A 10403-nucleotide genomic window follows, 5' to 3' on the forward strand; every position below is an offset into this window, starting at 1 on the left:
CGCCGTTTTCGGCTCCAGAACAGCGGCGGGTCGCGACCCGCCCTACGCGAGCCGGCAGGGTGACGTCCACGGTACAAACCTGCGACATCGCGATCATCGGCGGCGGCCTGGTCGGCGCCAGCCTCGCGGTTGCGCTGGCGCCGTTGAATCTGCGCATCGTGCTGATCGAAGCGGCGACGCCACCGGGCAGCGCGCCAAGCTGGGACGAGCGCTGCATCGCGCTCAACGCGGCCTCGCAGCAGATTGTCGCCAGCCTCGGTCTGTGGGACGCGCTGGCGCCCTCGGTCGAGCCGATCAGGTCCACGCATATTTCCGAGCGCGGCCGCTTCGGCGTCGCGCGCTTCACCGCCGAACAGGCCGGCCTGCCGGCGCTCGGCTACAACGTGCCGATGCGCGCGCTCGGCGCGGTGTTCGCCGAGGCCGCGGTCAGGACTTCGCTGCAAACGCTGGCGCCGGCGCGGCTGCGCTCGCTGCAGCCGGCTGGCGACGCCGCCCATCTGATCGTCGAGCTGGCCGGCGGGCCGGCGGAACTGCATGCGCAGCTGGTCATCGCCGCCGACGGCGCACGCTCGACGGTGCGCGAGCTGCTCGGTATCGGCGCCGCATCCCGCGACTACCAGCAGAGTGCGATCGTCACCGCGGTCCGGCCGCAGCGCGCGCATGGCGGCGTCGCCTACGAGCGCTTCATGCCATCGGGCCCGCTCGCGGTCTTGCCGAAACCCGACGATGCGCAAGGCCATGCCTGCTCCCTGGTCTGGACGGTCGCTACCGAGCAATGCGGCGACTATCTGGCGCTCAGTGACGCTGATTTTCTGGCGGCAGCCGAAGACGCATTCGGCGAGCGTCTCGGCCGTTTCGCCGCACTCGGCCGCCGCGCCGCCTATCCGCTGGAACGCGTGATCAGCGAGCGGATCAGCGCGCCGCGCGTGCTGTTTCTCGGCAATGCCGCGCAGTCGCTGCATCCGGTCGCAGCCCAGGGCTTCAACCTTGGCCTGCGCGACGTGGCGACGCTCGCCGAGGTGCTCGCCGAGCCCGGTGATCGCGGTGCCAGCGAGCGGCTGGCGCGCTACGAAGCCCAGCGCGAAAGCGACCGTGCGCGTGTCGCCGGTTTTACCGACGGCCTGGTGCGCGTGTTCTCCAACGCGGTGCCGGGCCTGCGCTCCTTGCGCCATCTCGGCTTGCTGGCTCTGGACCTGACGCCGCCGCTGAAGCAGGCGGTCTTGCAGCAGAACCTCGGCTACGGCTCGGCGGTACCGCCACTGGCGCGCCGCCGTGGCTGATCGCTGCGACATTGCGGTGGTCGGCGGCGGCATGGTCGGCGCCGCCGCGGCGCTGGCGCTGAGCCAGGCCGGCTTCGACGTGCGCCTGCTGGAGCGCGGCGCTGCGCCGCCGATGCCGGGCGCCGACTATGATCTGCGCGTCTATGCCATCGCGCCGTCGTCGGCCGCATTGTTGAGCGATCTCGGCATCTGGCAAGCGCTGCCGGGCGATCGCCTGTGCGCCTATCAGGGTATGCGGGTCTGGGAATCGGCGCCCGAGCGCGGTCTGAATTTCGGCGCGGCGGATGTCGGCGAGAACCAGCTCGGCTGGATCGCCGAGCAGGTGCAGCTGCTGGCCGCGTTGTGGCGGCAATTGCCGCCCGGCGTGGCGCGGCCGAATACACCGGTAAACGATGCGGTTTTTGCCGATGGCGCGCTGCTGAAGCTGGCCGACGGCGAACTGCAGGCGCGGCTGGTCGTTGCCGCCGAAGGCGCCGGCTCGCCGCTGCGCGAACGCGCTGGCATCGTCACCGCCGAGCGTGAGTACCGGCAGCTCGCGCTGGTCGCGCATGTGCAGACCCGCGAGCCGCATCGCGGTCTTGCGCTGCAACGTTTTCTGCCGGGTGGTCCGCTGGCGTTTCTTCCGCTGGCCGACGGACGTCGATCGATCGTCTGGTCGTTGCCGGCCGAACAGGCGCGCCGTGTGCATGCACTGTCCGACGACGATTTTCATCGGGCGCTGGCAGCGGCGGTGCAGTTCGAGACCGGGACGATCCTGCGGTCGACGGCACGCACGCTGTTCCCGCTGCGGCTGATGCATGCGACCGAGTACGTGCGCGATGCGCTGGCGCTGATCGGCGACAGCGCTCACGTGATCCATCCGCTGGCCGGCCAGGGCGTGAATCTGGGCCTGGCCGACGTCGCCGAATTGCGCCGGGTCCTGGTCGAGGCGCGCGCGCAGCGCCTCGACTGGGCCGGGCTGCGCGTGCTGCGCCGCTATGAGCGCGCGCGCAAAGCCGCCAACCTGGAAATGCTGGCGCTGACCGACCTGCTCGACCGCGCGTTCCGCACACGGATCCCCGGCCTGCCGCGTCTGCTCGACGCCGGGCTGGCGATGCTCGACCGCGCCGCGCCGGCCAAACAGGCGCTGATTCGCCGCGCGCTGGCCTGAGAGGCTGTGAGGCTGCGCGATTCATCCCGGGTAAATCAGGCCTGATTTAGCGTCGCCACTGAATCGACGGATCGTTCCGGCTGCTTCTGCCTGCAGGGCGAGGCGGCCTGTGCTTCGGCCGGCGATGGGACAGCCCGGCACCGAAGCGACGACGCCATCAAACACGGACGACACAGGGAGCAAGTGGTTGTGTGCCGCGCCAGGTCTGCGCGACGGGCGGCTGTCGGCCGCAGTGGGGGAGCCTCGCGATGATGCTTCCCGACCTGGTGTCCGGGCCGGCGCTCGATCCGAGCCCGGAACGCGGCCGGCGCATGCCTTACGAGGGCGCGGCGCTGGTCTCGGTAGTGATCCCGACCCGCAGCCGCCGCGAGCTGCTGGCGCGTGCGCTGCAGTCGGTGTTCACGCAGTCCTACCCGAATCTGGAAGTGCTGGTGATCGACGACGGCTCCGACGACGGCACTGCAGAGATGCTCGCGTCGGTCGCCGATCCGCGGCTGCGCTCGCTGCCGAACGAGCAGCGGTGCGGCGCCGGTTATTCGCGGCATCGCGGTGCCGGCCTGAGCCGCGGCCGCTACATCGCCTTCCTGGATTCCGACGACTGGTGGCTGCAGGACAAGCTGTGGATCCAGCTTGAAGCCGCCGAGGCGCTGGGTCGCGACGACGTCGTCATCGTCTGCCCGCCGGCCTGCGACGACGGCCTCGGCCTCGGCATTTTCGTCGTCGAACAGCCGCGGCTGCGCAGCGGCCAGCCGATCGCCGACTATGTGTATGCGGGGCGCCAGGCAACGGTGCTGTCGAGCTGCCTGCTGGTCGCCGGCGATCTCGGCCGGCGCGTGCGCTTCGATCCGGCGCTGCGGGTCAATCAGGACACCGACTACCTGCTGCAGCTGGAACGCGCCGGAGCCCGCTTTCACTGCGTCGACAAGCCGCTGTACGTGCTCGATACGCGCCGGCGCACGGATCGCATCAGCTTCGATCCGGCGCTGCAGCAGGCGTCCTGCGAATGGTATGTGCGAGTCAGCGGCAACTGGTCGCCGCAGGCGCGGCGCGGCTACTACCTGTGGGATCTGGCGGTGCGGTTCGCCAGTAGCGGCCGGCGCTGGCGCGGGCTGCGCTATTTCGTCGCCGGCTTCAGCTTCGAGGCCGGGCCTTACAAGGTCTTGCGTCAGCTGGTGCGGGTGCTCGGCGGCGGCGAGATTCCGCCGGCGCTCAAACGCCTGCGCCGCGGCCTGTGGCCGTACCGGTTCAAGCCGAACGCCGAGGTCTCTGCGAGCGAGTCCAGCGAAGAACGAGCCGGCAGCCGCTGGAGCATCAGGCAGGCGCGGGAGCCGTGATCGACGACGTCACGCGGCGCATACCGTGCTACCGGTTCCTCGCACGCGGAACGGCTTTCTGCAATCGGTTGTTCTCTTTCTTGGCTTCTGCAAGCAGCGCCGCCCAGTCGTTCGGAGGATGACCGCTTTCCAGCATGCGCCGGAACACACGGTAGGCGTCGTCACCGCTGTCATACGCTCGCTTGGTGTCTTCGTCGTTCACCCAGGCATAGACGATGATCCGGCTCTGCTGGTGGTAGCGGAAGAACAGGCGGTATTGCTGGAAGAACTTGGCCCGGAACCAGTACCGGTGTTCGTCGCCGAGTGTATTGCCCTGACGATATTCGGGACGCGCAGGATCTTGCGGGATGACGTCGAACACCAGCTTGGCAATCGCCGCCAGGCGTTTGGTGGCGTTCTTCTGGACGTAGCCGGCCGGGTCTTTTGCGCGCAGTTTCTCAACCGCGGCGACCAGCGACTCCAGCTGATCGAGGAACAAGGGGTGCGCGAACAGGGTCCAGCCGTTGACCGTCAGCGGTGGCGCGGGCTTGACCGGCTTCATTCCTCGTCGGGCAGGGCGGCGTCGAGGTCAACATCGACCTTTCCGGCCAGAGCTTGGATGCGCTTTCGTAGTCCGGCATTCAATCCAGAAACCCGCTGCGGATGCATAGCAAGATCGCGCGCGAGAATGCCCAGAAACGCGCCCAGCGCCGGGTCATCCGAAACGCTGTTGCCCGCGCGCTCGATCACCACGGCGCCATCAGGCTGCAGCAGATACCGAATCTTGTCGCGCTTGTCCAGCTTGAGGGCGCGGCGCACCGCGTCCGGCACCGTGGTCTGGTAGCGATCGGTCAGGGTGGATTCGAGTTGGAGAGTGGCGGCCATTGCGGCTCCGCAGATTCTGGACTGCAGCGATGGTAATGCGAATGCATTGTCGCGACAAGCCGATGCCCGCCGCGGTTCGCAAGCGGGTGCCGTTCAGGTGGCCGGGGAGCTTGCCGCCGCCGGCACTCGCTTCGACAGAATCGCGCGAAGAGTTTCCAAGCCTTCCCGGAAATCCCTTGGTGCCGACAGATAGCTGAGCAGCGCGTAGAGCGCGACGCCGGCGGGCATCGCGATGCACAGTGCCGCGATCGGTGCGAGCGCTGGCGTCAGCAGCAGTGACAGCGCGTACACCGCGACCGCCATCGGCAGCGCGGCGCCGAGGCTGCGCAGGCCGGCGGTGAATTGCCGCTTCGCGGGATAGACGCCGAGGCGCTCCACCAGCAGCGCCGCGATCGGCCAGGTTGCATAGCTGCGGAACACCACGGCGCCGATCGCCGCGAGCAGTCCGTAGTGCGCCGCCAGCGGCACGGTCACGCACAGCAGCGCGACGCCGAACGCGGCGACGCCAAGCTGCTGCAGCGGCCGGCCGAAGCCGCGCAGCACGGCGCCGTTGAAGCTGTTGACCGCGCTGCGCAGGCCGAGCAGCGCCATCAGTTGCAGCGCCGGTACCGTCGGCTGCCAGCCGGCGCCGAACACCGCCGGGATCAGCAGCGGTGCAATCGCGATCAGGCCGAGGAAGGCCGGGTTGGCGATGAACGTGGAGACACGCAGTGCGGCGCCGAACAGCCGCGGCAGCTCGTCGCCGCGTGCGCGGGCCTTGGCGATCGACGGCAGCGCGACCATGTTCAGCGGCACGATCAGCATGTCCTTCAGCAGATCGAACACGCGCCGTGCCAGGCCGTAATATCCGAGCGCGGCGACGCCGAGCAGGTGGCCGATGAAGACTTTCGGCAGCTGGCTGTCGAACTCGTTGAGCAGGCGCACGCCGATCGAACTCGACGAGTAGCGCAGCAGCGGCGCCAGCGTATTCCAGGCTGGAGCGCGCGCCGGCCGCCACGCCGACGCGAGCCACAGCACCGCGGCCTGCACCAGTGCCTGGCTCAACTGCAGCGCGGCCAGTGACCAGACGCCGGCGCCGCTCAGCGCCAGCCCGATGCCGACCGCGCTGCCGGCGATGGCGCCGGCGCCGCCGGCCAGCGCCTGCGCGTGGAACTGCAGGTCGCGCGACAGGCTGGCTTCCGGAATCGTCTGCAGCGCGGTGGCCGGAACCGTCAGCGCGTAGACCATCAGCACCGGCGCCATCAGCGGCGCATCGAAGGCGGCGGCGATCAGCGAGCTGGCGCCGGCCAGCACAGCGAAGATCGCGATGCCAGTGGCCAGCAGCAGCCAGAAGTAGGCGGCGATGGTCTTCGGCGGCAGGTCCTGACGCTGCACGATCACTTCGCCGGCGGCGGGCCCGACCAGCACCTGGAACAAGGCGACCAGCGCGCCGGCGCCGGTGTTGAGGCCGTAGTTCGCCGGGCCGATTGCGCGCGCGATCACTGCGAACGCGAGCAGCGAAATCACGATGCGCGCCCAGGACGAGGCGAACGCCCACAGCGCGCCGTGAGCGATGCGCCGGGCCAGCGGATCGGCTTTCATGCGCGGTTCAAACCGGCGTCACCGTCGAGTGCGCACCGTGGCGCCATCGATACCAGGTGGTGTAGCGCCGGTTCAAAAATTTCTCGAGCTTGCGCAGCGCGCGCACGCAGAGTTCGACCGCGCCGCGGTAGCGCCCGATCAGCGGCAGCTTGCGCAGATACACGCGAACCAGATCGTCGCGGCGGTAGCCGGACCCCAGGTAGCGCGTGCGGAAATCGGTTTTGCCGAGCCGCCATTTGCGCCGGAAGTGATCGAGGCTGCGATGCTGCCAGTCGTCGGACCAGCGCAGGAAATAGAACGGCAGGTCGGTCGGCCGCAGCGGCCTTGCCGGGCACGGCAGCATGAAGGTCACCATCGAGGCGGGCTCGAACACGATGCTGCCGCCGAGCGCGCGCACGCTCATGCAGAAATCCAGGTGTTCCTTGGTCGCCAGCATCGCCTCGTCGAAAGGCGGCGGGCCCAGCCGCCGCAGCAGGCTCATCCGCGCCAGCATGCAGTGCGGCTCACAGAAGCCGGTGGCGCCGCGCTGCAGCCGCTCGCGCCATTGCGCCAGCGGCTGCTTCAGGCCGAACTGTTTTTCGCGCAGCTCGCGCTGGCCGGACTGGTCGCCATGGAAGGCTTCGAGTTCGTCGGCCGGCACGTATTCGCCGCCGGCGTAATGCATCGTCGTATGCGCCGGATAGCCTTCGCAGATCAGCGGCGCGACCACGTCGGCGGCAGTCTCGTCGGCGCAGCGCATCAGCGCTTGCAGCCAGCCGGGCGCGAAGATCAGATCGTTGTCGACCAGCACCACGAACGAGGTCTGCACGCGCGCCAGACCGAGATTGCGCGCGCGGTTGTTACTCAGGTAATGCTCGCTGCGGATCAGCTCGAAACCGCGTGCGATTTGCGCGCCGCGCAAATAGTCGCGGACTTCGCGCGGTGCGTTGCCGTCGACGTAGATCAGCCGAAAACCCGGCGGGGAATTCGCGTACAGCGATTCCAGCGATTCCCGCGCCATGCTGAAGCGCTCGCGTGGAATTACGATCAGGCTTAGGTCTTCGATGTTCATGGCGCGGTTTCGCCGAGCACGATGGCGGGTCGCGGCGCTTCGATTGGCGACTGGATGGGTGCCTCGATGGGCGACTCGTTTTTGGGCGCGGCCGTAGCGGCGCCGCGGTGGCGCTCGATCAGCGCACGATCGATCCGCAGCAGATGATCGGTCTGGCTTTCAAGCTCGTATTCGGCTTCGACGCAGGCGCGTCCGTTGCGGCCGAGTTGCTCCCATTGCTCGCGCTGCCGGATCAGATCCGCGATCGCGTCGGCCAGCGCGGCGGCGTCCCGTTCGGCGACCAGGCGGCCGCTGTGTCCGTCGCGGACCAGCTCCGGTATGCCGCCGTGAGCGGTGGCGACGACCGGCAGCCCGATCGCCATGCCCTCCTTCAGCGTATTCACCGGCGCGTCCTCGTCGCCGTCCGCCGCGGTGACGCTCGGCGCCAGCAGCAGGTCGCTGGCCTGCAGCAGCGCGACGACCTCGGCATGGCCACGCGCGCCCAGAAACTGCACGTATTCGCGCAGATTCAGAGCCGCGACGCGCGACTCGAGTTGCGCGCGCAGCGGACCGTCGCCGAGGATCCGCAGATCGACATCGAACCCGCGCGCGACCAGACGGGCGACCGCGTCGATCGCGTAGATCACGCCTTTCTTCTCGACCAGCCGGCCGACCAGCGCCAGACGCACACAGCCACGCTGCTTGCCGCGTGCGCCGCGGTAGGCGAACTCGTTCAGATCGATCGCCGAGCGGAATACGCCGAGCTTGTGCGGCGCGCAGCCCAGCGCCAGCGCCTTCTGCCGGAAGCGTTCGCAATTCGGCAGAAACAGCTCGCCTTCGCCGAAGATCCGTGCATAGGTCTCGGCCCCCAGCTCGCGCGGCCGGCGGGTGATGTCGATGCCGCGCAGATGCGTGATCACCGGCGCGTCGAACGCGCCGATACGGCGCAGCCGCAATACGATCGGCGCCAGGTCGGCGAACTGGCAGTGCACCGCGTCGTAAGGCCCGCGGTCGAGCATCGCCGCCTCGTGCAGCAGGCGCAGGTTCGCGGCCCAGCGGCCGTGCTCGAACAGGTTCAGCGAGCGGCCCAGCACGCGCCCGCGACCGCCAAAGCGCGTGCATGCCAGCCGCGCCGCGTTGGCCAGCCGCGTCAGCGGCGCGCCCGCAAAGCCGGGATCGAAGCAGCGCTGGAAAAGCCCGGCGCGTTCGGCGATCGGAAACTGGCCGGGCACATGCGGCTGCCGGCCCCACACCGCGTACAGGTCGACCTGATGGCCGCGCGCAATCAGCGCCGCAGCCTGGTTGATGATGAAAGCCTCCGACAGCAGCGGAAAGCTATGAACGAAGAACGCCAGCCGCAGCGGCCTTGCGTCGTTGTCGGCTGCTCTCGGCTGGCTGCTGTTCATGGGCCCCGTTCGGTGTCGCGCAGCATCCTGGCCGGTTCGGAAAGGCCTGCTTTACCCATCGCGCTCTGCAAAACACCGGCCACTTTGCATGAGATTTAAAAGTTAGCAATATCAAGGATTTGTATGATACCCGTGCTGCGTCTGGCTTGCAGAAAGCAGGCCGGTTCCGAAGCGGATCGGTGACTTGCACGATCGGCTTTTGCGGTCTTGTTCCGCTGAGAAACCGGGCGTATTTTTTGCTGAACACGGCGTCAGAAAGACGGCGTTCCGGTGCGCAGCCGGGTCTAAAAGCCTAGGAGGGCTGATGGACATCCACGACGTCCGGTTTCCGCTCGCGGGCAGCGAGCAGCCGGGCTTGAAAGGCAGGCTCAAGGCCGGCGTCGGCGTGGTGCTGGCATCGCTGATGACGCAGCGCGCCGCAAGCCTGGCCGAAGGCCGGGTAGCCGATGACCTGAGCTTGGCCGACCGCCTGCTGATCGCAGGCCTGGTGCGCCGCCATGAGCGGCTGGGCACGCTGGATCAGTTGAACGGTCTGCACGACTGGCTCTGGGCCGGCCGGCAGGCGCTCGCATTCCACGAGCAGGCCCAGGCCCGCTTTGAATCATGGTGGGTCGAGCGCCACAGCGCGATCGTGTCGCCGCTGTACGACGAGCTGTCGGCGATACCGGGCCGGTATACGACGCTGTGCGAGATCGGTTGCGGCTCCGGCCTGGTGCTCGCCGACCTGGAGCGGCGGCTGCCGCAACCCAAGCGGCTGATCGGCCTGGACCTGAGCGCCGAACAGACCGAGCGCAACCGCAGGTGCTATCGCGACAGCTCGCGGCTGAGCTTCGACAGCGGCGACGCCGCCGCCTGGCTGCCGGCGCAGGCGCAGCCGGGTTGGGCGCTATTCAGCAACGCCGGCGTGCTCGAATATTTCCCGGAAGCCAAGTTGCGCAAGATGCTGCGATACCTCGCCGGCCTGCGGCCTGCTGCGTTCGCGATCGTCGAGCCGGTCGACCGCAGCCATGACCTCGATCGCCAGCTCGCGTCGCGCAACTACGGCGTCGAGCGCTCCTGGTCGCACAATTATCCGTATCTGTTCACGGACTGCGGCTACACGCTGCGCTGGCAGCGCGAACTCGACTTCGCCGGCCTGCGCTGGATGCTGCTGCTGGCGACGGCCTGACGGCTGAGGCCGCTCCTACAGGGAATCACGCCGCCGGCACCACCAGCTCGGCCAAGCTCAATAGTCGGCGGGCGCCAGCTTCAGCATCAGTTGCGCGGCCCAGGGTTTGGGCAGCCATTGCAGCACGCGCGTCATCCATTTCGTCTGCCACGGGAACAGCGCGTCCCGCGCTTCGCGCTGCATCGCCCGGACGATGTGCGCCGCGCAGGCCTGCGCGGATTTTTCAAACGGCGCCGGAATGCCGTCGCCGGCGGTGCGCTCGGTGGCGATGAAGCCCGGATACACCGAGGTGAAGCGGATGTCGTAGCGCCGCAGTTCCGCGCGGCTGGTGTCGAGCAGCAGGCGGCACGCCGCTTTCGCCGCGGAATAAGGGCCCTGCATCGGCACGCCGAGGAATCCGGCCAGCGAATTGGTATGGGCGATCAACCCGCCGCCCGAGGCTTTCATGCAGGCGATCAAGGGCACTAGTCCGATGGGAGACCCCCCGGCTCTGCCGGGGAGGCAGTAGACGTTCGACGTATCGGGCGGTCCATCAATGAAACTCCGGAGCGTGAGCCGCCAAGCAAACGCAGAGGAGTTTCATCAATGGA

The 10403-nt window shown here is 68.5% G+C and carries 10 protein-coding genes; 4 read left to right on the forward strand and 6 right to left on the reverse strand.

From position 1 onward, the window contains the following. Positions 1 to 59: 59 nt before the first annotated feature. The 3 genes from ubiH to JWQ90_RS19165 all read left to right on the forward strand — a co-directional run bounded on the left by ubiH (position 60) and on the right by JWQ90_RS19165 (position 3764). The gene (gene ubiH / locus JWQ90_RS19155) at positions 60 to 1280 is read left to right on the forward strand and encodes a 2-octaprenyl-6-methoxyphenyl hydroxylase (protein WP_299696617.1); all 1221 of its coding nucleotides are present in this window, start codon (positions 60 to 62) and stop codon (positions 1278 to 1280) included. After that, the gene (locus JWQ90_RS19160; RefSeq protein ID WP_299696618.1) at positions 1273 to 2430 is read left to right on the forward strand and encodes an FAD-dependent oxidoreductase; all 1158 of its coding nucleotides are present in this window, start codon (positions 1273 to 1275) and stop codon (positions 2428 to 2430) included. The genes ubiH and JWQ90_RS19160 overlap by 8 nt, the downstream gene beginning before the upstream one ends. A gap of 248 nt (positions 2431 to 2678) precedes the next feature. Beyond that, entirely contained in the window at positions 2679 to 3764 is a 1086-nt protein-coding gene (locus JWQ90_RS19165; RefSeq protein ID WP_299696619.1) for a glycosyltransferase family 2 protein, read from the forward strand. 28 nt (positions 3765 to 3792) lie between these two features. Here the strand turns inward: JWQ90_RS19165 and JWQ90_RS19170 are convergent, their stop codons facing one another. The 5 genes from JWQ90_RS19170 to JWQ90_RS19190 form a co-directional block, all read right to left on the reverse strand. Then, positions 3793 to 4305 carry a type II toxin-antitoxin system YhaV family toxin gene (locus JWQ90_RS19170; protein WP_299696620.1) on the reverse strand — a complete coding sequence of 171 codons (513 nt, stop codon included), beginning with the start codon at positions 4303 to 4305 and terminating at the stop codon, positions 3793 to 3795. After that, positions 4302 to 4628 carry a type II toxin-antitoxin system PrlF family antitoxin gene (locus tag JWQ90_RS19175; protein WP_299696621.1) on the reverse strand — a complete coding sequence of 109 codons (327 nt, stop codon included), beginning with the start codon at positions 4626 to 4628 and terminating at the stop codon, positions 4302 to 4304. Before JWQ90_RS19175 ends, JWQ90_RS19170 begins: the two co-directional genes overlap by 4 nt. Positions 4629 to 4721: 93 nt before the next feature. Beyond that, positions 4722 to 6209, reverse strand: coding sequence for a lipopolysaccharide biosynthesis protein (locus JWQ90_RS19180; RefSeq protein WP_299696622.1), 1488 nt, complete (start codon positions 6207 to 6209; stop codon positions 4722 to 4724). Positions 6210 to 6216: 7 nt separating this feature from the next. After that, positions 6217 to 7260 (reverse strand): glycosyltransferase, encoded by a 1044-nt coding sequence (locus JWQ90_RS19185; protein ID WP_299696623.1) that lies wholly within the window; start codon positions 7258 to 7260, stop codon positions 6217 to 6219. Beyond that, positions 7257 to 8645 carry a glycosyltransferase gene (locus tag JWQ90_RS19190; protein WP_299696624.1) on the reverse strand — a complete coding sequence of 463 codons (1389 nt, stop codon included), beginning with the start codon at positions 8643 to 8645 and terminating at the stop codon, positions 7257 to 7259. Before JWQ90_RS19190 ends, JWQ90_RS19185 begins: the two co-directional genes overlap by 4 nt. Before the next feature lie 304 nt (positions 8646 to 8949). Between JWQ90_RS19190 and JWQ90_RS19195 the strand changes: the two genes are divergently transcribed. Continuing rightward, positions 8950 to 9813, forward strand: a complete 864-nt coding sequence (locus JWQ90_RS19195) for a class I SAM-dependent methyltransferase (protein ID WP_299696625.1) — start codon at positions 8950 to 8952, stop codon at positions 9811 to 9813. A 57-nt stretch (positions 9814 to 9870) separates the two neighbouring features. On the opposite strand, the gene JWQ90_RS19200 is transcribed toward JWQ90_RS19195, so the two are convergent. Beyond that, complete coding sequence (locus JWQ90_RS19200; protein WP_299696626.1) at positions 9871 to 10260, reverse strand: SDR family NAD(P)-dependent oxidoreductase; 390 nt, start codon at positions 10258 to 10260, stop codon at positions 9871 to 9873. Positions 10261 to 10403 lie beyond the last annotated feature (143 nt).

It is taken from the genome of Hydrocarboniphaga sp., assembly GCF_028291725.1.
Lineage (GTDB): Bacteria > Pseudomonadota > Gammaproteobacteria > Nevskiales > Nevskiaceae > Hydrocarboniphaga.

Bases quoted from the DNA above. Each gene is read 5' to 3' on its own strand.
- JWQ90_RS19165 (WP_299696619.1), top strand. From the start codon at position 2,679: ATGATGCTTCCCGACCTGGTGTCCGGGCCGGCGCTCGATCCGAGCCCG.
- JWQ90_RS19185 (WP_299696623.1), bottom strand. From the start codon at position 7,260: ATGAACATCGAAGACCTAAGCCTGATCGTAATTCCACGCGAGCGCTTC.
- JWQ90_RS19190 (WP_299696624.1), bottom strand. From the start codon at position 8,645: ATGAACAGCAGCCAGCCGAGAGCAGCCGACAACGACGCAAGGCCGCTG.
- JWQ90_RS19170 (WP_299696620.1), bottom strand. From the start codon at position 4,305: ATGAAGCCGGTCAAGCCCGCGCCACCGCTGACGGTCAACGGCTGGACC.
- JWQ90_RS19200 (WP_299696626.1), bottom strand. From the start codon at position 10,260: ATGAAAGCCTCGGGCGGCGGGTTGATCGCCCATACCAATTCGCTGGCC.
- JWQ90_RS19175 (WP_299696621.1), bottom strand. From the start codon at position 4,628: ATGGCCGCCACTCTCCAACTCGAATCCACCCTGACCGATCGCTACCAG.
- JWQ90_RS19195 (WP_299696625.1), top strand. From the start codon at position 8,950: ATGGACATCCACGACGTCCGGTTTCCGCTCGCGGGCAGCGAGCAGCCG.
- JWQ90_RS19180 (WP_299696622.1), bottom strand. From the start codon at position 6,209: ATGAAAGCCGATCCGCTGGCCCGGCGCATCGCTCACGGCGCGCTGTGG.